Origin of the sequence: Thermogemmata fonticola (assembly GCF_013694095.1) — a bacterium.
In the GTDB taxonomy this organism is placed as follows: Bacteria; Planctomycetota; Planctomycetia; order Gemmatales; family Gemmataceae; genus Thermogemmata; species Thermogemmata fonticola.
Genome location: NZ_JACEFB010000001.1, coordinates 500,292 through 526,913 on the forward strand (window position 1 = coordinate 500,292; position 26,622 = coordinate 526,913).

The following is a 26,622-nucleotide window of genomic DNA, read 5'->3' on the forward strand; positions in this document are numbered from 1 at the left end:
CTCATGGCGGTTGAATCTTCGCAAAATCTTGAAAAACATTGGACATGATTCCTCCCAAAGTGTGTAATAGTTGGATGAAGAGGATGTGCTGATCTAGCTTGTACGCCAGCCGTTACGGTACCATCGGAGCTGCCCCGATGTTAGGTCCCATTAGTTGCCAACTCTGGCCATCGACCAACCGTTGCTGGATTATCGTCCTTGCAGTGATGGCCCTGGTGGCCAGCGGTAATTCTCGCACGGGTGCCGCAGAGGCACCGCCCTCCAAAGCCGGTGGCAAAGATCAGAGTCCGTCTGCTGCTGCTGTGGCCCTATTCGAGAGCAAAATCCGCCCCGTCCTCATCCGCGAGTGTTACAGTTGCCATAGTGCTGAGACGAAGAAAGGCCCCAAGGCGAATTTGCGCCTGGACACTCGCGAGGGGATCCTGCAAGGGGGTGACTCTGGACCAGCGGTGGTGCCGGGCAAGCCGATGGAAAGCCTGTTGCTGAAGGCTCTGCGAGGAGATGACGGCGTAGCTCTGATGCCCCCGAAAGGGAAGCTACCGGATACGGTCATTGCGGACTTTGAGAAGTGGATTCGCTTGGGAGCACCGGACCCACGGACAACCGCAGCACCTGCGAGTTCTCGCGGCCAAATCGACTGGCAGCAAGCCCGGCAATTCTGGAGCTTCCAGCCGTTGCGACCACTCGAGCGTCCTCTGACATCGGCCGATGTTGACGCTTTTATCGCTGCTCCTCTGCAACAGCGGAAGCTCCCACGCGCCCCCGAAGCGGACCGAGCCACCCTGCTCCGACGCCTGTATCTGGACCTCATCGGTTTGCCCCCCTCACCAGAGGAAATCGCGGCCTTCGAGCAGGACAGCGCGCCGGATGCCTACGAAAAAGTTGTGGACCGCTTACTGGCATCGCCCCACTTTGGTGAACGCTGGGGCCGCCACTGGCTCGACCTCGCACGCTACGCCGACTCTAACGGCAAAGATGAAAATCTCACCTATCACGAGGCCTGGTTGTATCGGGATTACGTCATCCGTTCCTTTAACACTGACAAGCCATACGGACGCTTTATCGTCGAACAACTGGCCGGCGATTTGCTTCCCGCCCGTACTCCGGAAGAACGTGACGAGCTTCTGATCGCCACTGGTTTTCTGGTGATAGGTCCCAAAGTGCTGGCCGAGCGCGATAAAGTCAAATTACGCATGGATGTTGTAGATGAACAAATCGACACAATTGGCAAAGTCTTTTTTGGATTGGCCCTGGGCTGCGCCCGTTGTCATGACCACAAGTTCGACCCGATTCCCACAAGCGACTATTACGCTCTGGCGGGCATCCTGCGGAGCACAAGGACCATCGAGGGCATCAAGCGGAACAATGCGGCGGTGTCGGGATGGATTGTCCGCCCCTTAGGCCCCGACGGCGAGAAGCAGTGGGCCGCCTACCGCGCTTATCAGGATAAACTCAAGCAAGTCCAGCAGGAGCTGCAAAAGGCGCGCAATCAGCTCGCCGCGGCTGAACAGAAAGCCCAGATGCGCTCTCCCCAAGCCCTGGCAGGAATCACCCTTGACGACACGCAAGCTCGGCGGACCGGGACCTGGAAGGATTCCACCTTCACCAAGCCGTATGTCGGGAAGGGATACATCCATGACGATCGCAGCGGCAAAGGGGAAAAGGAGGTTGTTTTTACGGCCAATTTCCCCCAGGCGGGACCCTATGAAGTCCTCATCGCCTATACGCCGGGATCCAATCGTGCCACCAATGTGCCGATCGTGGTTCGTCACCAGGACGGGGAAGCCACGTTTCGAGTCGATCAGACTCGGCGTCCCGCCATCGACGGCTTATTCCACTCCCTGGGAGTTTTCACCTTCGGCAAGAGCGGTACGGTTACCATCAGGAATGCTGGAACCGACGGTTACGTGATTGTCGATGCGGTGCGTTTTGTGCCGTCGGGAGAGTTGGCCCGGCTGCCGCAGCAGGAAATGGGGGTTCCGCTGGAGGTGAAAAAGGCAGTGGAGCAGGCCCGCGAGTTAGTGCGTAAATGGGAGTCGGAAGAAGCGGCTTTGAAGAAGACTGCCCCGTCCCCCCCGCCTCTCGCCATGGCCGTGCGCGACGAGGATAAGATCGAGGACTGCCGGATCAACATCCGCGGCAATCCGCATCAGTTGGGGGATGTCGTCCCTCGCGGGGTGCTCCGCGTACTTCCTCATGCTGCACCGGCGCAAATACCGCAGCATCAGAGCGGACGCCGGGAATTGGCCGAATGGATCGCCGCTCAACCTCTGACCGCTCGCGTCGCAGTCAACCGCATCTGGGCTCATCTGTTCGGCCGGGGTATCGTCCGCACCGTGGATGACTTTGGCGCCCAAGGAGAACGGCCTTCCCATCCGGAATTGCTCGAGGCGCTCGCTGCCGAATTTGTCCGTAATGGGGGCAGCCACAAGCAACTGATCCGCTTGCTCGTCTTGACACACACCTATCGCCAGAGTGTACACGCTCCACCCCCTCTGATCCAAGCGGACCCGGAGAATCGCCTCTTTGGTCGGGCCAACCGCCGCCGGTTAGAAGCCGAAGTGCTCCGCGACGCCATGCTGACAGTATCGGGGCAATTGGACCGGCGCGGAGGGGGACCGGTCGTGTCCCATCTCGGAGAGGTCGCGGTGGAGAACAACTCCCGCAGCCAGCATTTGGACACGGACGCTATCCGCACCCGCAGCGTCTACCTGCCGATCATCCGCAACGAACTGCCTCCCATTCTGGAAGTGTTTGACTTTGCGGACCCCGACGTCCCGGTCGGCCAGCGCGATGCGACCACGGTGAGCACGCAAGCCCTGTTCCTGATGAATAGCACCTTCGCCAATCGCCAGGCCCGTTTGGCGGCGGCCCGACTTTGTGCAGAAACTCAAGACGACCGGCAGCGGCTCGAACGATTATTCCTCCTTGCCTTTGGACGTAAGCCCACCCCCCAGGAAATCCAACGGACCTTGGACTTCCTGCAGGAGTTCACCCTGAAGCTGCAAACTTTGCCTAGCGAACGGCAACCGAAAGACTTGCGGCTCGAGGCCTGGGCGGCGGTGTGCCTGTCGGTCTTTGCCAGCCATGAGTTCCGTTACGTCGAGTGAATGGCTCACGGGGAACTATATGCGGTCCATCCTACCAGGTCTCAGCGCCTAAGGCACCGCAAGATCGGCAAACGATTAATGGGAGGTCATGGGATGTTCAGCCACGACTCCAAAGGTACCCAGAGCCGCCAACTTTGGTCCCGGCGTCAGATGCTGCAAGCCGCTTCGGCGGGTGCCGGCTTCGGGTATCTCGCCTTTGTGGACCTGCTGGCACGGGCTGGCGCCAGCGGGGGATTGCACCCCTTGGCGCCCAAACAAGGCCACCATCGCGCACGAGCCAAGCGGGTCATCTTCCTGTTCATGCACGGCGGTCCGAGCCATGTGGACACCTTCGACTATAAGCCAGTCCTGGAAAAAATGGATGGAAAGGAGCTGCCCTTTGAACCGGCCAAAGGAACGACCGTCTCGCGCAAACTGATGAAGCCGCTGTGGAAGTTCCGCCAGCATGGTGAGAGCGGCTTATACATCTCGGAGCTGTTCCCCGAAGTGGCCCGGCATGCGGACGAGCTGTGCGTCATCAACGGCATGCACACCAACGGACAAAGTCACGGTCAGGCTGTGCTCATGCTGCACACCGGCGAGATTGCCTTGACCCGTCCCAGTGTGGGCGCGTGGATCACCTACGGCCTGGGCACGGAAAACCAGGACCTGCCGGGCTTTATCACCATCTGCCCGACCCGTGGACACGGCGGTGCTCAGTTGTATGGCAACGCCTTCCTACCCGCCGTCTACCAGGGAACTCCAATCGGGCATGCAGGCATCCCTGCCGCCCATGCTCAGATCAAACATCTCCACCACCCGGATTGGACGCCAGAGATTCAGCGGTACCAACTGGACTATCTGCAAGCCCTCAACCGGGAGTATGCCGAACGGGCAGGCTTTGACGATCGTCTGGAGGCCGCGGCGGCCAGTTACGAGCTAGCCTTCCGTATGCAAGCCGCCGTGCCGCGCATTGCTGACATCCGCGGAGAAAGCAAAGCCACGTTGGATTTGTACGGCATCGGCCGGCAACCCACGGATGACTTTGGCCGCCAGTGCCTCATGGCACGGCGTTTCGCCGAGGCCGGCGTCCGCTACATCCAGGTTTCCCATTCCTTCAAATGGGATCAGCACGGCAACATGCCCCAACACGCGAAAAACGCCCTGGAGGTGGACAAGCCTATTGCCGGTCTGCTGACAGACCTGAAAGCCCGCGGTCTGCTCCAGGACACCTTGGTCCTTTGGGGGGGAGAGTTTGGCCGCACGCCGGTCACTCAAGGCAAGGATGGACGCGATCACAACCCGCAAGGATTCACCATGTGGCTCGCAGGCGGCGGGGTCAAAGGAGGCTTTTCCTACGGGGAAACGGACGAGTTCGGCTATTATGCCGTCAAAGACAAAGTCCACATGCACGATCTCCACGCCACCATCCTATGGCTGCTAGGATTGGACCACGAAAAACTCACCTACCGCCATGCGGGCCGTGATTTCCGGCTGACCGATGTCCACGGCCGAGTGGTGCGTGAAATCTTTGCTTGAACCTGATCTACCTCTTTCGCTCCATACCGATCCTCCCGAATCTGCACGCCGGCATAAACACGCGGCGGGGAGATAACCCGAATTGCATGGGGAATCTCCCTGTTACCGCTCGTCCTCTCAGCAACTGGCGCTGACAGCTCTTCCCTCAAGCGTTGCTGAAGATCCGTCCGTGATACTTCCCCGCCTAGAAAGTAGCGTCATTCCTTGACCGAGGCCAAGAGGGAGGGCGTTACACTCTGCCATTCCTGGGTGCAGAGGAGATGTGCTGAAGTTCAACTTGCCTGGGAATATCGCGCGGCGGCCGCTAAAATGACGATGAATGAAATCGACACTATGCGAATAAGAGACGGAGGTGCGGTGAGCCGAACGAATGGTCCCGGTGCGAATCCCGGAACGTTTCCGCGGGATGACTCCTCCCCTGTTCTCCGAGCCTATTTACTGGGGACGGTGGACTGGGACAGCCTGCTGCAAATGCAGCGGCGCCTGATTTATGAGGTGAGCGGCACTAAGGGGACCAGCGCCGTGTTGATTTGCGAGCATCCGCCGAGCATCACGATTGGCCGGGAAGGCAGCCGGGATCACATCCGTATCGAACCCGCCTGTTTAGCGCGTTGGGGGTGGCCGGTACGCTGGCACGCGCGTGGCGGCGGCGTGATGCTGCATTTACCCGGCCAACTCGCCTGCTATCCGATCGTGGTGCTGTCTCAGTATGGCTGGACCCCGGCAGAGTATGTTCAGCGACTGCAAGCGATCGCCTTGGAGTTATTACGGAGTTACGGATTGTCAGCCTCGGCAGACCCCCGCTGCCCTGGTGCTGTTGTCTCCGGCAGGCGGATAGCTCACGTGGGAGCAGCCATCCGTCATGGCGTCACCTGTTTCGGCCTGCTAGTGAACGTGGACCCCGACTTGCAGCCTTTCCACCGGGTCCGCTGCGACGGAGATGACAAACCGATGACCTCCCTTCAGCGGGAGATTGGCAGCCGCTTCCGCATTAGCAGCGTACGCCAGCGGCTTCTGGAAATTCTGCAACAGCATTTGCAGACCGACCGCCTGTCGATTTTCCATACATTACCGGACCTTCTACCCCGCCCACGCCACCATGTTACCATTACCCGTAGTTGAAGCAGCACCCGCAACTGTTCCGCATGAATCAGCGAGCCGGAGTGGTCGAAGCGCTCGCCCAGCGAACCATCGTGGCCCGAGGCTTCCACCGTGGTTGAAGCGGCCTCTGCCCCGCGGTAACGGCAACAACTTCACCCACAACCTGCTCCAGGACCTGCGCCTGGAAACGGTTTGTGAAAACGCCCGCTGCCCGAACCGCCCGGAATGCTGGGCCCAGCGCACCGCCACCTTCATGATCCTGGGGAATGTCTGCACACGACCCTGTAGCTTCTGTTCGGTTCCGAAGGGAACACCCCAGTCTGTGGATGAGGACGAGCCGGAACGACTGGCGGAAGCCTGTGTGCGGCTGGGTTTGCGGCATGTGGTCATCACTTCGGTGACGCGAGATGATCTGCCAGATGGAGGCGCAGAACATTTTGTGCGATGCCTGGAAGCGGTCCGCCGCCGCCTGCCCCACGCCACCCTCGAAGTGCTCACCCCGGACTTTCAGGGCCACGTCGCCGCCATTGACCGGGTAATCGCCGCCCGGCCCCATGTCTTCAATCACAATTTGGAAACCGTACCTCGCCTCTATCGGGTGGCGCGGGGGCGAGCTGAGTACCGCCGCAGCCTCGCTCTTCTGGCTCGTGTCAAGGAAAAGGACCCCGCCATTTTCACCAAAGCGGGACTGATGCTGGGATTAGGTGAAACTCTCGACGAGGTCCTGGAGGTATTCGCTGATTTACGGAGCATCGGCTGCGATATTGTCACCCTCGGCCAGTATCTGGCCCCGACACTACACCACAGCCTGCCCGTGGCTCGCTACCTCCCGCCGGAGGAATTTGACTCCATCGCCCAATTGGCGCGCTTGCTGGGCTTCCGCCACGTGGTGGCCGGACCGTTCGTCCGCTCCAGCTATCACGCCGCGGAAATGCTCCCCGCTCATTCCGCGTGACTCGGAACGACATGCCAAGGGGTCCAGCATCTGGGGGACTCGATTCACTCCACGACGAGGTGGCAGGTAGTCTTATGTACCCGGAGATGGTACCGATCATTCTGCCCAATTTGGGAACGGACCGGGCGGTACTCAGCGCTTGGTACGTACATCCTGGCGAAACGGTTTATGCCGGGGATCGCGTGGCAGAAGTCCTCATCCCCGGAGCCACGGTGGACATCCCCGCGCCGATCGATGGCGTGCTCGTGGAGCGCCAAGCGGGGGTGGATCAAGCTTTGTTCCCCGGTAGCGTCCTCGGCTATCTCTCGCCCCTCGCCGCCGAGGAAGGGGGACCCTCCTGATCTTTTCTCCGGTGCTCCAACTCCCCGCGTATTCCACACTCCATACTCGAAAGCAGGGGGACATGTAGCCAAGCGCGGCCTGCCTCACTATACTTTCTTATCTCATGTGGGTGTGAGCTTTCGGAACAGAATATCCGAGGGTACGTGCTGTGGGAGTGCGCATTCGTTTGAAGCAGATGGGGCGGCGCCACCGGCTGTATTACCGCATTTGTGCGATGGATTCCCGGCAGCCCCGTGATGGCAAGGTCCTGGAAGAGCTGGGAACTTACGATCCCCATGTGCCTGATCCAGATGCGGCCGTGACGCTGCGTCCGAGCCGGATCAAATATTGGCTGAGCGTGGGCGCCCAACCGACGGACCACTGCAAGGTGCTGTTCCGCAAATACATGAAGAAATGGGAAGCGATTGAGGCGGAACAGGCCGCCGCCCGGCAAGCCTCGGCCGCCGATGCACCGGCTCCTGCCTCCACAGCTCCCACGGGCTGAGACTCCCCTTGGGCCTACGGCCCCGTTTCTGGGGGCGAGGAGGAGGGCGTGATCCGCTTTGATGTGCTGACCTTATTTCCCGGTCTCTTTGACAGCTACCTGCGCCACAGCCTTCTGGAAGACGCCATTGCGAAAGGCCTGGTGCAAGTCCACCTGTGGAATATCCGGGATTGGTCGCACGACAAGCACCACAAAGTGGACGATCGACCCTTCGGCGGCGGACCGGGCATGGTGCTTATGGCGCCCCCCGTCGTGGAGTGTGTCGAGGCCGTGCAAGCGCAAGCGCAGCCTCCGGGCCGGGTCATCCTGCTGACCCCCGCAGGGGAACGCCTCACCCAACCCTTGGTCCGGCGGCTGGCCCAGGAACCCCGCTTGCTTCTCGTGTGCGGGCGCTATGAGGGATTCGATGAACGCATCCGCGACATTCTGCACCCTTGGGAGATTTCCATCGGCGATTACATCTGCAACGGCGGAGAAGTTCCCGCGATGGTCATCATCGATTGCGTGATTCGCTTGGTTCCTGGGGTGTTAGGCGATGAACAGAGTATCGCGGAAGAATCGCATAACACTCCGGGCGAGTTGGAATACCCGCAATATACTCGGCCCAGAGTGTACCGCGGGCACGAGGTTCCGCCGGTGCTATTGAGTGGGAACCACGCGGCCATCGCGGCATGGCGGCAGGAACAGGCCGCTTTGCGCAGCCAGCAGAGGCGCCTCCGGCCTTCCTTGGTCGATGCGCCCCATGAAACCCCGCCGCCCCACTCCTCCTGGCCCGCGGAAAAGGCGACGTCCTAATCGCTCAGGAGGACTGTAAGAGACTTCCTTCCAACACCCAAGCGGCCCAATCAGGGCCACATTTTCTCATCCAGGAGAGGTCTATCATGATCGGCACACTGCTGCGTCATGTTGAGCAACAGTACCTGCGTACGGACATTCCAGACTTCCGCATTGGCGATCGGGTGGAAGTCCACCAGCGAATCCTGGACGGTCCCAAGGAGCGCATCCAGGTTTTTGAGGGGGATGTGATCGCCCGGCAGCATGATGGCGTCCGGGAAACGTTCACGGTGCGCCGTATTGTCCAGGGAGAAGGCGTGGAGCGTATTTTCCCCTTGCATTCTCCACGCATTGCGAAGATAGTGGTCAAGAAAGCGGGCAAAGTCCGCCGGGCGAAGCTCTACTACTTGCGGGAACGAGTCGGGAAAGCCACCCGCATCCGTGAGGATAAGGAACGGCAAGCCCGGATCGACGAGGAACTCCGGCGCGCTGCGGAAGAGGCCGCCAAGGCCGCTGCGGAAGCGGCGGCTAAGGCCGCCGCCGAGGGCGGAACCAGCAAGTCCGCTCAGAAGAAGAAAGCCAAACGCGAAGCTCAAGCGAGTGGTAACACCGGTGCCAAGGGCAAAAAGAAATAACCCGTCCTCCCTCTCCTCAGTTGAGCGGCACGACTCCGCACGGGACTCTTCCACCCCTTGGTGGCAGCGCTGGCGTCGGGCACTCTGCCCTTCCCATGATGATGCTTCCGCCGACCACTTCACCCGTTGGCCTTGGTGGCGGCGGTGGTTTGGCCACCGCTGTGAACGGGCGGTTGCCGCCCATCTCCGCCGCTTGAAGTTTATCCTCCTCGCCGCCAATCTCCGCCTCTCGCCTGGCGAAATCGACCTCCTCGCTCTGGACGGAGAGACCCTGGTAGTTGTCGAGGTCCGCTCCACCCAATCCTCCCGGCCAGAAGCGATCCAAGAGATCATGGCCTCGGTCGACCAGCGCAAACAACAGAAGCTGACGCGAGCTGCCCTTGCCTTCCTTCAGCGTTATCGAGCCTTGGGACAAGTTCCTGTTCGCTTCGATATCGTCGCCGTTGCTTGGCCGCCCCACGCCCGTTATCCCCTCATCCATCACATTCCCAATGCCTTCGAGGCCCAGGGAAGATTCCAGTTCTTTTCCTGAATAAGCCGGTTTTTACCCATAACGCCTGCACCCGGCCCAGCCCATCGCAGGAGCCGAGCCTTGCTCGGTCCCTTCTTCCGATCCCTTCGATCCGCCGCTGTGTCTTGACCTCACTGGCGAAAGTCTCATCCTGAACGGTATCAGGCCGATGAGCAAGCGATGAGGCGACATACTGTTCGGAGAACATTCGGCCGATCTGTGACGATAGCACAAGGTGGTGAGCTTATGTTTCCTCCTGTGGACGAACAACTCCGCATCTTATTGCGAGGTGTGGCCCAAATCGAAACCCTCGAAGAATTGCGTGCCCGGTTGGAATGGAGTTACCAAACGGGGCAGCCCTTGCGCATCAAGTACGGGATTGATCCAACCGGATTCGATGTCCACTTGGGGCATACGGTTCCCCTGCGCAAGCTCCGGCAATTTCAACAGTTGGGGCACCGAGCTGTTTTGATCATCGGCACCGCCACAGCGGCAGTGGGAGACCCCAGCGGACGCGATGCCAGCCGCCAAGGGCTGACGCCGGAACAGATCGAGAGAAATGCGCGGACCTACCTGGAGCAAATCGCCAAGATCATCGACATCCAGGCGGCCGAAGTCCGTGCCAATCACGAGTGGTTCGACCGGTTCCGCTTCCCCGACTTCCTGCGCCTGCTCGGGCAGACTACCGTCCAACGTCTGCTGGAACGCGACGATTTCAGCAAGCGTCTCCAGGCGAACAGTCCCATTTACCTCCACGAGTGTCTCTATCCCTTGCTCCAAGGTTGGGATTCGGTGGAAGTGCGAGCGGATGTGGAACTCGGCGGAACCGAGCAGTTGTACAACCTCATGGTCGGGCGCGATCTGCAACGGGCCGCAGGGCAGAAACCCCAAGTGTGCCTGACCATGCCCATCCTGCGCGGCACCGATGGAGTGAAAAAAATGGGCAAGAGCGTGGGCAATTACATCGGCGTCAGCGAACCGCCTCAAGAGATGTTCGGCAAAACCATGCGCATCCCGGACGAACTGATGCCCGAATGGTTCACGCTGCTGACGGATCGCACCGAGGCTGAAATCCAGGCCATCCTCTCCGGCAAGCCCAACGAAGCCAAAAAAACCTTAGCCGCCGACATCGTTCGCTTCTTCTATGGGGAAGATGCTGCGCAGCAATGCCTGGAAGAATGGCGGCGGCAATTCGAGGAAAAAGGCGACCCCGAACAGATGCCGGAAGTCCGCCTGCCGGCGGAGTGGTCCACAGCGGCGAACGTCCCCGTTGTGGACTTGCTCGTCGCCAGCGGTTTAGCGGCCAGCAAAAGCGAAGCCCGGCGGAAAATCGAGGAGGGGGCCGTCAATTATGGCCCTGATCGAGTGAAAATTACGGACGTCAAAGCTACGCTGACACCGCAGGATGGCCTCATCCTCCGCTTAGGACGCAAGCGCGCTCGGCTGCGGACCACCTCCGCTCCTCAAGGCTAACCATCCGCGGCCCTAGGGTAACATACGCCGTCCTCTCTCTCTCCACTACCTGGCGGCATCTCTCGCACGGTGGCAGGTCTCGTCTGTCCTTCCTGTCTCGCGGCAGGCAGCATGGGACACGGATGAACGGGACAACTGAACCGAACAGCGTAGGAAGCCGTCGCTCTCCCCTTCTCCTACTCCTTTGCTGCTGCCCCCTTCCCCCTGTATTCTTTGCCTCCTCTTACCGGCTAAGCAAATCCAGAACTGCTGAGGACATGCAGCGCACTCCGGTTTTCAGAGTTGGTTCGGGAACTGGGGCAAAACGGTCGGTGTGGAGGCCAGGTAGCGGCGCCCCTCCGGGCTTCTGGGCAGCGGCGTAACGCTCCGGCTCAACGGTCCCCAGAAAGAAGATGAAGATTGGTGTATTCTCCGCGGCGTACCGCCCAAAGTCCTCGGCTCCCATGACGGGGGGACGCTCCCGGACATTTTCCGGTCCCAGAATTGACTGGAACACGCGCACGCACCGCTCGGTGAGGGCGGGGTCATTGATCGTCGGTGGCGTGTACTCATCCAGGCGAACCCGGATTTCCGGCTCTGGTGCTCGCGCGCTGACAGCCACGGCCCGGCATATCCGCTCAATGGCTCGCAGGACATGGTCCCGTGTTTCGGTCCGGGTCGTGCGCACCGTCAATTGCAAGCGGACTTCATTGGGTATGATGTTGTGTTTGGTCCCGCCGTGGATCGATCCGACAGTGATCACGACCGGATCGATCGGATTGACTTCTCGGCTGACGATGGTCTGCAAATCCAAGATGATTCGGGCGGCTAGAACGACCGGGTCCACGGTCAGATGGGGGGCGGCCCCATGACCGCCTTGGCCTTTGACGACGATGTCCACGGCGTCCGAGGCGGCCAGACTCAAGCCGGCCCGATAGGCTACCGTTCCGACCGGCAAATGGGCATCGCAGTGCAATGCCAAGGCATAGTCCGGTTTAGGGAAGCGTCGGTATAAACCATCTTCCAGCATACGCCGGGCGCCCGCGACAATCTCCTCAGCGGGTTGGGCCACAAACAGCAGCGTCCCGCTCCATTCCCCTTTCAGTGCGGTCAGAACCTGTGCTGTTCCCACCCAACAGGCCATATGCATGTCGTGCCCGCAGGCATGCATCACCCCCACTTCCTGCCCCCAGCGGTCCCGCGTGCGGACCTTGCTGGCATAGGGCAAGCCGGTCTGTTCGATGATCGGCAGGGCATCCATGTCCGTGCGCACGAGAACGACAGGGCCGCGGCCATTCTTCAAAACCGCCACGACGCCATGCCCGCCGACCTTTTCCGTGACGTCCCAACCGAGCTGGCGCATCTCCTGGGCGAGCCGGGCCGCTGTTTTTTCCTCCTGCAAGGACAATTCGGGGTGGGCATGCAGTTCTTGATACAAGCGAACCAGGCCGGGGAGCGAATTATTCAAAAATCCATCAATCTGTTTCTGTCTGGCGAGAATCTTGGACTTCCCTGGAGACTGAGCCGTATCTCGCAGAGAAAGGTCAAGCGATTTCGGAACCAGGCTGGGCATCGGCGGTTGGGAGGATGCGGTCTTTACCGGCTGGGCCAGGGTGCAGATTCCTGAACCGCAACTAGCAATCAGACAAGCAATTAGAGCCATGTGCCGCATGGGTGACCTCACGGTCGGAGGAAGGTAGGGGGAACCAGCGGGCAAAAAATTGCCCGATTTGACATTTTTTACTCGAATCCGACACCTCCGGTAGCGTATATTTCTATAACCGCATCTCTTTTTTCGCCCAGCATCCATCGCAGAGAGATCCGGTTGCCTGATACGCCAGCGCGTTAGGGTGTTGGCCCAGTTCTGCACCTGAGGGAGGATTTGTGTACTATGACCATCAAAACTTTGACGCTCAAACAGCGGAAGTCCATTTTCCAGGCACTTGTCAAGGCCCAAGACCAAGGGATTCCCGTACCGGAATCCAAACAGCGCATTATGGAAAAGTATCAGCTTACACCGGAGCAGTTGGAATTGATTGAAGAGGAAGGCTTGGAGAAGGAGTGGCCGCCTCTCAACAGCGATGACCATCCCAACTCCTAAGCGGCCTCCCGCTGTAACGTTCCGGCGCGGTCTTCGGCTGAAGTTCTGGGTGTCATCCGTTGAACCCATCCTGTGTCCATTAGGGTGGGTTCATTGCATTTTCCCGACGGGAGAAGCGAAGACTTTTTCAGGAGATGAGCTATGCAGAATGCCACGTTTCGGGGGGTAGCTCTGCCGTAAGGTTGGAGGATTCCGAGAGTCGCAGGATATGCTGGGGGATGCTGGCAACGCCTAGCGTTCCGGCTCGTGGGTTTCCAACCGGAAAGGCTGCCAGATGTGGGGGCGGGCCAATGGCTCAATGTGAAGCACTTCCTCGCCTTTTTTGAAGACGCGGACCGAGCCGGAGGACTGACTGACTGCAAAGGCCACCGCGTTTGTGTGCTTGCTGATCGCTGCGGCGGCCAGATGGCGGGAACCAAAGCCCTTGCGCAAGTTGACACCATCGGTGCGGGCATTGAGATGGAGGCAGGCAGCTTCGGCGATCCCATCCCGGCTGATCAGGATGGCACCATCCAGCTTGGCGATCTCCTTGATTTGCTCGCGGACATCCCGCTTGCGCACATCTCTTTCCGCCCGGCTATAACCCCGAAACGGGTTGAAGTTTTGGAAGCGCGATAGGCTTAGCACTTTGCGGGTATCGCCCACGACCAGGATGGTGCCGATGGGTTGTCCTTCCCGTCCTTCCCGTCCAATTTCTGTGGCCAATTCCACCACCGCACGCAGAACATCGAGGGGAGCAGCATCCGCCAACACGCGCAAATCTTGGGGTGTGAGCCGTTCCAAATGTTCGCCCAAGTGAATGACACTGAGGGTGTCAATGGGTTCAGGTCCATCCTCCAGAGTAGCGATACCGTTGTACAGGGCCACCACGTGGGCGCCGGGTTGCAAGTGCTTTTCGGTGACGGCGCGGAGTAAGGCAGCATTCATCCGTTCTTGGGTCGGGCGGGGTTCCGAATCGACATCGACAACAATCCAACCTTCCCGATCGCGGAGGGAACGGGTCAAGGCGGGGTTGACCGCTGCCACGAGCAGTTTGCAATCTCCCAAAATGCGGGCCACATCCTCCCACGGCAGGCTGGTCTCCGTCAGCAATAGGACGGCGTCAGCGGGCAGGTTTTGGACCAACTCCCGCGCCGCTTGTAACAATGCGACGGACTGGGAAGGCAAGCTCATGTCCGGTGCCGGATTTCCAACTGAAAATGTTCCCCAATCGCTTCAATCTATACCCTGGACTGCCAGAGGGCTATAGCCCCTCCCGCGCGTCGCAAGTCCACCTTCCATCCTGCGCGTCTTTGCTCTGGTTCAGCGGGTGGGAAATAGCGGATTTGCCGTCTCAGGTCATCACCATTGGAAACTCGCTCTCAGGAGCGATCGAAGATAGTCCTGCCCCCATCCTTGGCCACAGTCGGCCACTCCGCGGCCTGGAACAGCCACTCCGGTCCATCTGGGAGGTTCCCACATCCGCCTCGTCTTGTACAGCTTGCGAGAAATGCGGACAATGGCAAGACGGAAGTCAGTCACACATACCCAGAAGATGGCAACTATACTTTCGGGAACGTGGAGTTGGTAAGACACCGGTAGGCTTCGGGGAACAGCGAGGCGAGGATGCACGAGTCGATTCTGGACGCCATTGGGCACACACCCCTGGTGCTGTTGCAGCGGCTGACGCAAGGCTTGCAGGCACGCGTGGCCGTGAAGATCGAGTCAGCCAATCCGGGCGGAAGTATCAAAGACCGGGTGGCCTGGGCGATGATCCAGGATGCCGAGCGGAAAGGATTGCTCGCTCCCGGCGGCACGATCATCGAGGCGACGGCGGGCAACACGGGAGTCGGCCTGGCAATGGTCGCGGCTGTGCGCGGCTACCGCTGCATCTGCGTGTTGCCGGACAAAATGTCCCAGGAAAAAATCGCGCTGCTCAAAGCTTACGGAGCGGAGGTGGTCATAACGCCGACTAACGTCCCGCCTGATTCGCCGGAAAGTTACAACGGCGTTGCCGACCGGCTGGCGCGCGAGATTCCCGGAGCCTGGCGGCCCAACCAATTTGGCAATCTCTCCAATCCGGAGATCCACTACCTGACTACGGGGCCGGAAATCTGGGAGCAAACCAAAGGAAAGGTCACCGTCTTTGTCGCCGGCGTCGGGACTGGCGGGACTATCACCGGCGTGGCGCGCTACCTCAAGGAACGCAATCCGAACATCCGCGTGGTGGGTGCCGATCCCGAAGGCTCGGTCTTGTCGGGGGGTACGCCCAAACCCTGGAAAGTCGAAGGGATCGGCGAGGACTTTGTGCCCAAGACATTTTCCAGCCAGTATGTGGACGAGTGGGAGCGGATCAGCGACGCGGAGTCCTTCCATATCGCCCGGCAGTTGGCCCGCCGGGAGGGATTGCTCCTGGGCGGCAGCAGCGGCACGAACGTGGCAGCGGCCTTGCGTTACGCCCGCCGCCTAGGCCCGGAACATCTGGTTGTCACAATTGGCTGCGACACCGGCCGCAATTACCTGAGCAAATTCTTCGATGACAACTGGCTGGCAGAAAACCAACTCACCTATCGCCAGACTCAGCGGCACTCGGTGGCCGACCTGCTCCAGCGCCGCGGACCCAGGCAATTGGCCATCATTCAGCCTGATGCTACCGCCGATGAGGCGATTCACCTGATGGAACGTCTCGGCGTCTCTCAATTGCCTGTCCTGGAACAAGGGCGCGCCATCGGCAGCATCCAGGAGATCACCTTGGCCCGCCTGCTCCACGATGGCCGGGACCCCACACAGGTCACCATTCGGGAGGTCATGGCGCGGCCTTTGCCCCTTGTGGACCTCCACACGGACCTGGACGAAGTATATCGCTTGCTGCTGGCCGGCTACAGCGGCGTGCTGGCCACGGATCGCGATCAGGTTCTGGACATCATCACTCGGATCGACTTGATTCAATACTGGGACGAAACGCGCACCCACAGCAAAACCGAACCCAGCGAGGAAGCGCCATCCTCGTGATCCTAAGGGTGCCATCCGCCCCGCGCGATAGCGTAAGCCACGGAGATCCGGAAATCCTACTGCTGCAATCTCCAGCAGATGCACAGGATCAGGAGAAGGAGCAGCCATGCCGCCAGATGATCCCCGTAATTATGCAGCGTGGGGTTTTTCCACGCGTGCGATTCACGCCGGTCAGGAAGCCGACCCGGCCACGGGAGCCACGATCGTCCCGATTTATGCCACGAGCACCTATACGCAGGCGGCCCCCGGCGTGCACAAGGGGTACGAATACAGCCGCAGCGGCAACCCGACCCGCAAGGCTTTGGAAACCGCCTTGGCCGCTCTGGAAGATGGGGAGATGGCCCTGGCGTTCGCCTCCGGTTTGGCAGCGACCACGGCGGTGTTCGCTTCCCTGCTGCGTCCCGGCGATGAAGTCCTCGCCGCGGCGGACCTTTATGGCGGCACCTTCCGACTGCTGGAAAAAGTCTTTCAGCCGTGGGGTCTCGCCGCACGATATATCGACGACCCATCCCCCGCGGGTTTTGCTGCCCACATCACCCCGCGCACCCGCCTGGTGTGGATCGAAACGCCGACCAATCCCCTGCTCCGCATCCTCGACATTGCCGCCATCGCAGACGTAGCCCGCCGTTCCAACGTTCCCCTGGCCGTGGACAACACCTTCGCCTCCCCTTATCTCCAGCAGCCGCTGCGTTTAGGTGCGGATTTGGTCGTTCACAGCACGACCAAGTATCTGGGCGGGCATTCCGATGTCATCGGGGGTTGCGTCGTAGGCCGTCGCGAGCTGCTGGAGCCGATCCGGTTTTATCAGAACGCGGCAGGTGCTGTTCCCAGTCCTTTCGATGCCTTTCTGGTCCTGCGGGGTCTCAAGACATTAGCCCTGCGGATGGAGCGGCACAGTACCAACGCGCAGGCCTTGGCCGAGTGGCTGGCTAACCATCCGGCGGTGGAGCAGGTGTATTATCCGGGCCTATCGAGCCATCCGGGCCACGAGATCGCCCGCCGACAAATGCGGCACTTTGGGGGGATGCTGTCCCTGCGCCTGCGAGGCGGCGGCGAGAAAGCCCGACGGTTCCTCTCTCACCTGCGCCTGATCAGCCTGGCGGAGAGCTTGGGCGGCGTCGAATCTCTGGCCTGCCATCCGGCCACGATGACCCACGCCAGCATTCCCCGCGAACTGCGGGAAGCCCGCGGCATCGATGAAGCCCTCGTCCGCCTGAGCATTGGGATCGAAGACCTGCAAGACCTCCGCCACGATTTGGAGCAAGCCCTGGCCGATTAGCTCTCCGGCGACCGGGAACCGACTCCGGGGCTGACGCCTTGCTTTGCTCCAGGGCCGACGCGCTGCTCCGCCTCCTCTGCCCGGCGCACTTCCACCAAGTTGTCGAAGAATGTGGCCCCGCCGCCGAGGTCCGACAGTGCGGTGCTCGTCGTGGCGTTACTGTTGGCGCCATCGGGGGCGTAACGCTTCCACCAATTGCCCAGCGAAACGACGACTCCGGGACGGACGGTCGGTCCGACTTTGGCTTTGGCGCGAAATCGACCCCGGTCGTTGAAAATGACGACCCAATCGCCGGTACGAATCTGCCGCGACTCGGCATCCTGAGGATGGATTTCCAAAGTCGGCTCCCCAGCTTGCTGGCGCAGGGAATCGACGTTGACGAAAGTGGAATTGAGGAAACTCGGTGCGGGGGGTGAGAGCAATTGCAGAGGGTAGCGTGCGGCCAGATCGGGGCGCGTCTGCGGGTCCTCATGCGGGGGAACATAGTGGGGCAGCGGGTCTCTGCCCGCACGGGCTTCCCGTTCGGAGTATAGCTCGCACTTTCCGGAGGGTGTCGGAAATTTCCCCTCCGCAAACGGTGCCCAGGGACGGGGCAGATTCAAGCGCACCGGACCGGACCGTACCGCCGCGAGTGTGATTCCTTCCAGCGGCCCGCGCCCATGCAAGCAGAGCGCTGCCAGTGTTTCGTCATCGTCCGCCCAGAGCTGCTCTTCCAAACCCATCGCCTGAGCTAGCAGGCGGAACACCTCCGTATTCGGTTTGGCCTCGCCGAGCGGAGCAATCGCGGGATTGTTGGCCTGAACGTACAAATGGCCGTAACTGCTGTGCAGATCGAAGTGTTCGAGTTGGGATGTAGCCGGCAGAACGATGTCGGCGTAGGCGGCGGTGTCGGTCAGAAAGAGATCGTGCACCACTGTGAACAAGTCTTCGCGTGCCAAGCCGGCCCGCACCCGATTCTGATCGGGGCAGACTGTCGCCGGGTTGGCATTATAGACAAAGAGCGCGCGGATGGGCGGCCCCTCCAATTCGCCAAGCAAGGCTTCCGCCAACTGCACCATATTGATGACTCGCGTGCCAGGAGGAATGAGGTCCGGACGGGTCAGAGCGGTATCGTCAAAGCCATAAGCCTTACTGGTGCTCAGAAACGCCCCGGCGCCGGGATAACGCCAGTCGCCTGTCAGTGCGGGCAGGCAGGTGATGGCGCGCACAGCCATGGCCCCGCCGCCGTGCCGCTGCACACCATAGTTGAGCCGGATCAAGGCGGGGCCGCCAAACACAGAGCGGGCACAGGCATACTCGCGGGCCAGTTGTTCGATGTTCGCCACGGGCAACCCCGTGATGTGAGACACTCGCTCCACGGGATAGTCCCGCAGGACGCGCTCACGCAAAGCCTCCGCTCCTACGCAATAGCGCTGCAAATAATCGGCGTCCTGCCAGTTTTCCCGGAAGATGATGTGCATCAGTCCCAAGGCTAAAGCGGCATCTGTCCCGGGGCGGATGGGCAGCCACCAGTCGGATCGGGCCGCCGTGGGGGAGCGATACGGATCGATGGTCACGATCCGGGCGCCCTGGCGGCGGGCCTCATGCTCGATCCGCCAGAAGTGCACATTGGTCACGGCGGTATTCGACCCCCAATTGATGATGTAGCGGCAATGCACTGCCGCCTCCGGGTCGATCATCGCGCGTGTGCCCAAGGTGATGTTGCAGCCTTCCTCTCCCGCCGTAGAGCAGATGGTCCGTGCCAGGACGCTGGCGCCCAGGCGGTGGAAAAAACGCCGATCGATGCTGCCGTACATCAGCTTGCCCATCGTCCCTGCGTAGCTGTACGGCAGGATCGCCTGCGGCCCGTCCTGCGCGATGATAGTCCGAAACCGATCTGCGATCTGAGCGATCGCCTCTGGCCAACTGATTCTACGGAATTGTCCCGCCCCCTTTGGCCCCACCCGCTCTAAGGGATAGAGCAGCCGATCGCGGTGGTAGACCCGCTCCAGATAGCGCGCGACTTTTTGGCAAAGAAAGCCGCGCGTGAAGGGATGGTCAGGGTCGCCGCGCAGGTCCACAGCGCGCCCCGTGCGACGATCCACGGTCACCACCCAGCCGCAAGTGTCCGGGCAATCATGCGGACACACGCCCTTGATCTGCACCCATTCCTCTGGAAGTGAGTTCTGCTCTTGCGGAAGTGGGTTTTTCGTACCGTCCATTCATGCTTCCTCAACAAACCCAGCCCAGAGCGAAGGGGCGGGGGGAATGTCCGGAGGGGCGGAGGGAATGTATCGATGCATCCATCACATCACGTCGGTGAGGAATTCGCAACGCCATCTCGCCAGCCGCCCCACCGTCTGCTAGTTTATGATGTATGTTATGGCGTGGTGGGAGTGGATGGCTTCTCACCCGTACACCCTGAAATGGCACACCTATGCCACCCCCCAGTACAGCCGCCGAGTTCCTCGACCTCTTGCGGCGCAGCCAACTGGTGCCGGAAGTCCGTCTGGACGAGGTCTTACAACGCCATCGCCAAAACGGCACTTTACCCCAGCAACTCGATCCCCTGGCGAACCTGCTGATCCGAGAAGGGTTGCTCACCTACTTCCAGGCGAAACAACTGAAGTTAGGGCGATACAAGCGTTTTACCATCGCTGGCAAGTATAAGCTGCTGGAGCTGATCGGTGTCGGAGGAATGGGGGCCGTCTATCTGTGCGAACACATGCTCATGCGCCGCCTGGTGGCCCTCAAAGTGCTGCCGATCGAAAAGCTCTCCGATCCCTCTCACGAGGAGCGTTTCTACCGCGAAGCCCGTGCCGTCGCCGCTCTGGATCACCCTAACATCGTCCGAGCCTACGACATCGACAAGTTTGAGCAACTACACTTCCTGGTGATGGAATATGTCGATGGTACGAGCTTGCAGGAGATCGTGGCCCGCTACGTGCTGGAAAAACGGCTGTTTGATCCGCTCCGCGCCGCCCATTACATTGCTCAGGCGGCCCTGGGTTTGCAACATGGCCACGAATTGGGCATGGTCCATCGGGACATCAAACCCGGCAATCTGCTGCTCGACCGCCACGGCTGTATCAAAGTGTTGGACATGGGTCTGGCCCGGTTCTTCAACAAACAGCAGGATTGCGTGACGGAGAAGTACGACGAGAAATGCGTCCTAGGAACGGCGGATTATCTGGCTCCCGAGCAGGCGGTGAGCAACATCGTGGATATTCGAGCCGACATCTACTCCCTGGGAGCTACCTTTTACTTCCTGCTCACCGGCCAACCCCCCTTTCCCGAAGGGACGGTCACGGCCAAGCTTGTGGCCCATCAGACGCGGCAGCCCCGGCCCGTGGAGTCGTTCCGCAAGGATGTGCCGCCGAATATGCTCAAAGTCTTGCGGGTCATGATGGCTAAGAATCCCGCGGATCGCTTCCAGCAGCCCGTGGAAGTGGTGGAAGCCCTCAGCGAATGGGTGCACCAGCCGATTGATCCGCCGCCGGCGCGAGAAATGCCGCAACATTGCCCGCTGGTCCGCATGATTGCCGGCCCTAGCACACCCCAACCCAATGCGGTCCCCTTGGCCCGCCTGCTGTTCAGCACGCCACGCACCGCCTTGGCCCGCGGCACCACCACACCGCCGCCAACCTCCGCTTCCGCAACCCTGTCCCAAAGCACCGTCACCTTCGGTCCTTTACCCAGCAGTTCCTCCCATCCCAGCGGAGAAATCACGGTGCCTGTCGGCCCTGCTTCGACCGCTCGCTCCTCGGCGGCCCCGACCCTGCCGTTCACCCCAGCTCCTGCGACACCGGTCGATACATCCTCTGCCGCACCACAGGCTTCTGTTCGCTACCGTTCGCTCCACTGGCCCTTCTGGCTCCTCTTGGCAGCACTCCTTTTGCTTTTCGCCACGGCATTGTACCTGGCCTACCTGCTCGGTCGCGGTGCCCTAGGCTGAGCTATTACGCTGTCTCTTGAGTTTTACGACAGTAGGCTTAATGGGACGTTCTTTGGAAGCTTCAATCTCGAAGACGACGGGTCACATCTCATGACGAAACGGTACATTCTCTGAAAAAAAATGGGGTATACTGAGAGAAGAAGCGGCCAAGAGAGGCGTTGGACAATAGTCAACCGCAGAGGGTGGCCAATAATCTATTGCGGGAATGTTTTCACTTGGCGTTGAGATCATCACACCATGCCCGCTCCAACTACTGCCTCGGAGTTTGTCGATTTGGTGCTCAAAAGCGGGGTTGTCGAAGAGTCCCGCGTGCGGGAGTTCCTGAAAAAACTGGCCGAGGGTAGCAACGGCATCCCTTCCGACCCCGCTCGCTTGGCGGGCTTGATGGTACACGAGGGGCTTTTGACCTACTTCCAGGCGGAACAGATCCTCCAGGGTAAATACAAGCGCTTCACCATCGGCAAGTACAAGGTGTTAGAGAAACTCGGCTCCGGCGGGATGGGGCAGGTTTTTTTGTGTGAGCACATCTTGATGCGTCGTCGGGTAGCCATCAAAGTCCTTCCGACCACGAAGGCGCAAGACCCGGCTGGGTTGGAACGCTTTTATCGGGAAGCCCGTGCTATCGCCGCCGTCGACCATCCCAATCTCGTCCGCGCCTATGACATCGACCAGGCGGAAAACCTGCACTTTCTGGTCATGGAGTATGTGGACGGCGTCAGCTTGCAGGAGCTGGTCAAAAAGATCGGTCCTCTGCCGGTACTGCGAGCCTGCCATTACATCTACGGTGCTGCCGTCGGCCTCAATCACGTCCACGAGATCGGTTTGATCCATCGCGACATCAAGCCCAGTAACATCCTGGTCGATCGCCATGGAATGGTGAAGATTCTGGACCTGGGATTGGCTCGCTTTTTCCATGACACAGATGAGCTAACCAAAAAGTACGACGAAAACATCCTTGGCACGGCGGATTATCTCTCGCCCGAACAAGCGGTAGACAGCCACACGGTGGACATTCGGACCGACATTTACTCTCTCGGCGCCACCTTCTATTACTTGCTCACCGGTCAACCTCCGTTTCCGGAAGGGACCGTGACGCAGAAGCTGATCTGGCATCAGACGCGCGATCCCAAGCCGATCTCGGCTTATCGATCCGATGTGCCTCCGGAGATTATCGCCATCATCGACAAGATGATGAAGAAGAAACCAGAGGAGCGCTATCAAACCCCCGCAGAATTGATGCAGGCTCTGGCACCGTGGGTCACCGTTCCCATTCCCCCGCCAAGCGAACAGGAATTGCCCGCTTTGTCCCGTGCGGCTGGAGGAGGGGCGCGACCGCAAGTTGCTGCAGGTCCGATTACACCGATCACTCCGTCCCCGTCTCCCGTCTCGGGAAACAGCTCGTCCGTGTCAACGCTCCCGTCTCTGGGACCTGCTGGGGTTCCCCATCCTCCACCGCCTCAGACGCCGCCGCCGAGTGCCTCGGAACTGTACCCTGGCGTAGCCGCTCTTCCCCCCTCCCCGCCTCTGTCTTCAGGCGCTGCCCTTACGCCTTCTGCCGCGTTGGGGACCAGCGGAGCTTCCCCTAACTCTGCGGAAACAGGGGGGGTGTCTCTCGTGGCTCCGGTGGCTCCCGCGGCCGTGTGGGAAAGCCTCTCGGAGCAATTGAGCGTGGAAACAACTGCTGCCGCCGTCCAATCCACCAGCACGGCTACACCTCTGCGCGTAAGTCGTCGCTCTGCCACCGCCGCCTCCCGCTCCTCACGGTTGATCGTCCTAGCCGGTTCCGGATTGCTCTTGGCCACAGCAGGGGTGGCGATCGCCTGGTACTTCCTCAAAGGTTCTTCCTCTCCAACTACCTCCCCTCAAACTCCGGGTGCGGGGTCCACTTCCGGCCAACGCACGTGGATTGTCACCAAGGCAACAGGCGAGCTGAATACGGTTCCGTCTTTGCGCGAGGCCCTGCTCAAAGCAGCACCGGGCGATCTGATCCTCGTCCGTGAAGCCAAAATTAGCGAACCGCCGCTGCGCTTGGACCGCCAACGCCACAAAAATATCACCATTCGCGGCGGCCTTCCGGGAGATACCTATCCCGTTTGGGAAGCCACCGGCGGCGGCAAACCCATGCTGGAAATCTCCGGCGTCGAAGGAGTCCAACTGCAAAAGCTCGTGCTCGACGGTGCAGACCTGGCGGCGAATGGAGTGTTCCTGAGCGGTATCGTTCCGGGAGTCGTCCTGGAACAGATCACCTTGCAGCGCTGTTCCTTGGCGGCTGTGCGCTGTCAAAACGTCACGGGAAGTGCGGAGCAACCGGTTCACATCCGCCAAGTCCGCTTTTTGCTGCACAAGCCGGAACAGATCGGGGTCCATTTGGCTGCCCTCAACGCCAGCACGCAACACCTCCAGATCACCGACTGCCGCTTCGAGGGGAATAACAACTCCGTGGGTATCCGCCTGGAGGGCAACAGCCAGAATGTTCTCATCAGCGACGGGCGGTTTTTCCAGATCCGCAGTGCGCTGAAGCTGGGTCCTGTCCCCCTGAAAGGGGCCTGTCAGGGAACATTTCAGCGTAATGTCCTCGCAAATTGTGCCGAGGGACTGGTGTGGGATCGGCAGGTGCCCAAGGCCGCCAGTGGCGTTAAGGAAACGCCAGGGAAATATAGCTGGCAGATCAACGGAAATTACTTCTTCTCGGTCCGGGAAATCGGCAAGGGCGAGGGCGGGGGCGGCCCGCTGGAGGGGCTACAAATCCGAGACAACGCTCGGGCGCCGGGTTGCGGGGAAGGCAATCTCGGTTGGCAGATTCCCGAACGCGCTTTACCACAACCGCTCAAGACCGATCCGAACGACGACGCTACCTTTCTCCGCCTCCCACCACAGGCGCAATTGCTAGGGAGCAAATAGATTCTTCGGTCCCGCTGTCCCTGTGCTGGCATGATCGTATTAGACTCTCACGGCAGCTTCAGGGCAGCAGGACCGTTTCCACCTCCCCCGGCAGGAGGGCCTTAGGGCAGCAGAGCGGTCGTTTCCGCGAAGCCGAACATGCGGTTGAAGTTTTGCACGGCCACTCCGCTCGCTCCGCGGACCAGATTGTCCTCCGCCGTCACGATCACCAGGCGGCCTCCGCGCACCGGCTGGAGGAAGATGTCCAGGAAGTTGCTATGGGCCGTGTCCTTCGTTGCGGGCGGTTGCTGTCGCAGGCGGATGAAAGGCAGCTCCCGGTAGTAACTGCGGTATAGCTCCTGGAGCTGCGAGAGCGTGATAGGCCGCGTCGGCACAGCGTAAATCGTGCTCAGGATGCCGCGGTCCATCGGAATTAAGTGCGGCGTGAAAACCACAGTCACGCTCTGCCCGGCCAAGTCGCTGAGCACCTGTTCGATTTCTGGTGTGTGGCGGTGGACGCCGATGCCGTAGGCGGACACGCTTTCGTTGCATTCGGGAAAGTGGAAGGTCAGCTTGGGCGTGCGTCCGCCCCCGCTTACCCCGCTTTTGCTGTCAATGATGATGCTGGTCAGGTCGATCCAGCGTTCGGCCACCAGAGGAGCTAGTCCCAGAATTGCCGTTTGCGGATAACAACCAGGGTTGGCAATCAAGCGGGCTTGGGGAATCCGGTCGCCATAGATTTCCGGCAGGCCGTAAACTGCATGTTCCAGGTTCCGCAGATCGTGGTGCGGTTCCTTATACCACTGTTCGTACACGGCCGGGTCTCGCAGGCGATAGTCGGCACTGAGATCGATCACCCGAATCCCCCGCTCCAGCAGAGGAGGTATGGATTCCATGCTGGCCCCGTGCGGCAGGCAACTGAAAGCCGCTTCCACACCTTGAGCAACCAAGGCGTCCGGATCAAACGGTTCGCACATCCGTTCCAAGCGGCCATAGAGAAAGGGGTGCAGATCGGCGATTGATTCCTTCTGGCGGGAGGTGATCGCGGCAATCTCGACGCCGGGATGCCGCAGCAAGATTTTGAGAAGTTCCCCCGCTGTGTATCCTGAGCCGCCTAAGATGGCAATACGCACTTTCCGCATGATTAGCTCCTTGCAAGCTGTCCAGGGGAGTACAGGCATTATGGTATCGTCCGCAAGGATATCGGGAGTGGGGGAGGCGCTCCGGCAAGGCCAGCTCTCGGTCCGGCAACTGGCGGAGCAGTTCCTGAAGCGCATCGCGGATGCCGAGGGGCAGATTCACGCCTGGGCAGCGGTCGATGCCAGTGGGGCACTCCAGGAGGCGCAACGGCTCGATGAGGAAGCGCAGCGGGGGCACTGGCGCGGTCCCCTCCATGGCATTCCGATCGGCATCAAGGACATCATCGATGTTTTCGATCTGCCCACCGGCTGCGGTTCTCAGCGCTGGGCCAATAGTTATGCGCGCCAGGATGCTCCCATCGTCCGGCAACTGCGCCAGGCCGGCGCTGTCATCCTCGGCAAGACCGTCACCACGCCTTACGCCTACCTCGATCCGCCTCCGACTTGCAACCCCTGGCAGACGGAACGGACTCCCGGCGGCAGCTCCAGCGGCTCAGCGGCGGCTGTAGCGGCGGGAATGGTTCCTCTCGCCTTGGGAAGCCAAACCGGCGGTTCTGTCATCCGTCCGGCTGCTTACTGCGGCATCTGGGCGCTTAAACCGACGTTCGGCCAGCTTTCCACGCGTGGGATTCTGCCCTTAGCCCCCTCCTTGGACCACGTCGGCCTGATGGCGGGTCATCTGGAGGACTTGCAAATCCTCTGGAGCGCGTTGCGGCCCGCCCCAATGGGAATCCCCCCACTTCTAGAGAGTCCTGGAAGACTTTTGCTGACCCTGCCGGAATACTTGCAGGATCCGCGTTTGGAACCAGTCATGCATCGGGCCTTCAAACAGTGGCAACAACAGCTCGAACAGGCCGGTTGGCAGTGGCTGGAAACACCCTTGCCGATTCCCCTCGTGGAAATTCGCCGCCATCACGCCGTCATCCTCGCAGTGGAAGCAGCCGCCTTTCACCACGGGCGCTGGCAGCGGCATCCCGACGACTATCCGCCCAAAATCACACAATTGATCCGCGACGGACTGAACCACTCGGCCTGGAGCTATCACGAGGCCCGGCAACACCTCCGCCAAGCTCGGCGGGAAATCGATGCATGGCTGCTGCGCGCCGGCGGCTGGCTTGCACTGCCAGCAACCCCTGGCACCCCTCCACCGCGGGACACCACAGGCGATCCCGCCTTCCAATCCCCCTGGAGCTACCTGGGACTGCCGGTGGTCACGTTTCCCATCGCCTGGACTTCCGACGGGTTGCCGCTGGCGGTGCAACTCATCGGTCCTCGTTGGCAGGAGGAAGCCTTGTTGTCCCTCGCTCAGCAACTGAGCCAAACCGTTCCCTGTCCGCCCCGCCGTTTGCCGGTGTAAGAAGGGAAGTAGGTTGTCTGTGTCCTTCTCTTCCCATGTCCGAAGGGGGTACCATGGTA

General features: G+C 60.6%; 20 protein-coding genes. 16 read left to right on the forward strand and 4 right to left on the reverse strand.

Annotated elements, in window-relative coordinates; all coding sequences use genetic code 11:
* Positions 1-137: 137 nt before the first annotated feature.
* The 10 genes from H0921_RS01830 (at position 138) to tyrS (ending at position 10,903) form a co-directional block, all read left to right on the forward strand.
* Positions 138-3,110, forward strand: coding sequence for a DUF1553 domain-containing protein (locus tag H0921_RS01830; RefSeq protein WP_194536309.1), 2,973 nt, complete (start codon positions 138-140; stop codon positions 3,108-3,110).
* A 93-nt stretch (positions 3,111-3,203) separates the two neighbouring features.
* The gene (locus H0921_RS01835) at positions 3,204-4,628 is read left to right on the forward strand and encodes a DUF1501 domain-containing protein (RefSeq protein ID WP_194536310.1); all 1,425 of its coding nucleotides are present in this window, start codon (positions 3,204-3,206) and stop codon (positions 4,626-4,628) included.
* Between the two features lie 357 nt (positions 4,629-4,985).
* Positions 4,986-5,750, forward strand: coding sequence for a lipoyl(octanoyl) transferase LipB (locus H0921_RS01840; protein WP_194536311.1), 765 nt, complete (start codon positions 4,986-4,988; stop codon positions 5,748-5,750).
* Positions 5,728-6,684, forward strand: a complete 957-nt coding sequence (gene lipA / locus H0921_RS01845; protein WP_194536312.1) for a lipoyl synthase — start codon at positions 5,728-5,730, stop codon at positions 6,682-6,684. Before H0921_RS01840 ends, lipA begins: the two co-directional genes overlap by 23 nt.
* A 74-nt stretch (positions 6,685-6,758) precedes the next feature.
* On the forward strand, positions 6,759-7,025 hold the full coding sequence (locus H0921_RS01850; protein WP_194536313.1) for a biotin/lipoyl-containing protein: 267 nt from the start codon (positions 6,759-6,761) through the stop codon (positions 7,023-7,025).
* Positions 7,026-7,174: 149 nt separating this feature from the next.
* Entirely contained in the window at positions 7,175-7,510 is a 336-nt protein-coding gene (rpsP, locus tag H0921_RS01855) for a 30S ribosomal protein S16 (RefSeq protein WP_194536314.1), read from the forward strand.
* A 51-nt stretch (positions 7,511-7,561) separates the two neighbouring features.
* Positions 7,562-8,305 carry a tRNA (guanosine(37)-N1)-methyltransferase TrmD gene (gene trmD, locus H0921_RS01860; protein ID WP_194536657.1) on the forward strand — a complete coding sequence of 248 codons (744 nt, stop codon included), beginning with the start codon at positions 7,562-7,564 and terminating at the stop codon, positions 8,303-8,305.
* Between the two features lie 86 nt (positions 8,306-8,391).
* Positions 8,392-8,919 carry a 50S ribosomal protein L19 gene (gene rplS / locus H0921_RS18430; protein WP_390622528.1) on the forward strand — a complete coding sequence of 176 codons (528 nt, stop codon included), beginning with the start codon at positions 8,392-8,394 and terminating at the stop codon, positions 8,917-8,919.
* Positions 8,897-9,451, forward strand: a complete 555-nt coding sequence (locus H0921_RS01870) for a YraN family protein (protein WP_194536315.1) — start codon at positions 8,897-8,899, stop codon at positions 9,449-9,451. Before rplS ends, H0921_RS01870 begins: the two co-directional genes overlap by 23 nt.
* 225 nt (positions 9,452-9,676) lie before the next feature.
* Positions 9,677-10,903, forward strand: coding sequence for a tyrosine--tRNA ligase (tyrS, locus tag H0921_RS01875; RefSeq protein ID WP_194536316.1), 1,227 nt, complete (start codon positions 9,677-9,679; stop codon positions 10,901-10,903).
* A 223-nt stretch (positions 10,904-11,126) separates the two neighbouring features.
* Here the strand turns inward: tyrS and H0921_RS01880 are convergent, their stop codons facing one another.
* A complete protein-coding gene (locus H0921_RS01880; RefSeq protein WP_228498893.1) occupies positions 11,127-12,350 on the reverse strand; it encodes an amidohydrolase in 1,224 nt (407 codons plus the stop codon).
* A gap of 423 nt (positions 12,351-12,773) precedes the next feature.
* On the opposite strand from H0921_RS01880, the gene H0921_RS01885 reads away from it, so the two are divergent.
* Entirely contained in the window at positions 12,774-12,983 is a 210-nt protein-coding gene (locus tag H0921_RS01885) for a hypothetical protein (protein ID WP_194536318.1), read from the forward strand.
* Between the two features lie 231 nt (positions 12,984-13,214).
* Here the strand turns inward: H0921_RS01885 and H0921_RS01890 are convergent, their stop codons facing one another.
* Complete coding sequence (locus H0921_RS01890; RefSeq protein WP_194536319.1) at positions 13,215-14,156, reverse strand: DNA integrity scanning protein DisA nucleotide-binding domain protein; 942 nt, start codon at positions 14,154-14,156, stop codon at positions 13,215-13,217.
* A 432-nt stretch (positions 14,157-14,588) separates the two neighbouring features.
* Here H0921_RS01890 and H0921_RS01895 point away from each other — a divergent pair, with 432 nt between their 5' ends.
* Both H0921_RS01895 and H0921_RS01900 read left to right on the forward strand, forming a co-directional pair.
* Entirely contained in the window at positions 14,589-15,974 is a 1,386-nt protein-coding gene (locus tag H0921_RS01895) for a cysteine synthase (RefSeq protein ID WP_194536320.1), read from the forward strand.
* A gap of 106 nt (positions 15,975-16,080) precedes the next feature.
* Positions 16,081-17,253, forward strand: coding sequence for a cystathionine gamma-synthase (locus H0921_RS01900; protein WP_194536321.1), 1,173 nt, complete (start codon positions 16,081-16,083; stop codon positions 17,251-17,253).
* Here H0921_RS01900 and H0921_RS01905 read toward each other — a convergent pair.
* Positions 17,250-19,454, reverse strand: a complete 2,205-nt coding sequence (locus H0921_RS01905; protein ID WP_194536322.1) for a molybdopterin-containing oxidoreductase family protein — start codon at positions 19,452-19,454, stop codon at positions 17,250-17,252. The genes H0921_RS01900 and H0921_RS01905 overlap by 4 nt on opposite strands.
* A gap of 215 nt (positions 19,455-19,669) precedes the next feature.
* Between H0921_RS01905 and H0921_RS01910 the strand changes: the two genes are divergently transcribed.
* Positions 19,670-21,187 carry a serine/threonine protein kinase gene (locus H0921_RS01910; RefSeq protein WP_194536323.1) on the forward strand — a complete coding sequence of 506 codons (1,518 nt, stop codon included), beginning with the start codon at positions 19,670-19,672 and terminating at the stop codon, positions 21,185-21,187.
* Positions 21,188-21,424: 237 nt separating this feature from the next.
* The gene (locus tag H0921_RS01915; RefSeq protein ID WP_194536324.1) at positions 21,425-24,088 is read left to right on the forward strand and encodes a serine/threonine protein kinase; all 2,664 of its coding nucleotides are present in this window, start codon (positions 21,425-21,427) and stop codon (positions 24,086-24,088) included.
* Between the two features lie 101 nt (positions 24,089-24,189).
* Here the strand turns inward: H0921_RS01915 and argC are convergent, their stop codons facing one another.
* Positions 24,190-25,209: an N-acetyl-gamma-glutamyl-phosphate reductase gene (gene argC, locus H0921_RS01920; RefSeq protein ID WP_194536325.1), complete on the reverse strand. Its 1,020-nt coding sequence runs from the start codon at positions 25,207-25,209 to the stop codon at positions 24,190-24,192.
* Between the two features lie 67 nt (positions 25,210-25,276).
* On the opposite strand from argC, the gene H0921_RS01925 reads away from it, so the two are divergent.
* Positions 25,277-26,563 (forward strand): amidase, encoded by a 1,287-nt coding sequence (locus H0921_RS01925; protein WP_194536326.1) that lies wholly within the window; start codon positions 25,277-25,279, stop codon positions 26,561-26,563.
* Positions 26,564-26,622: the final 59 nt, after the last annotated feature.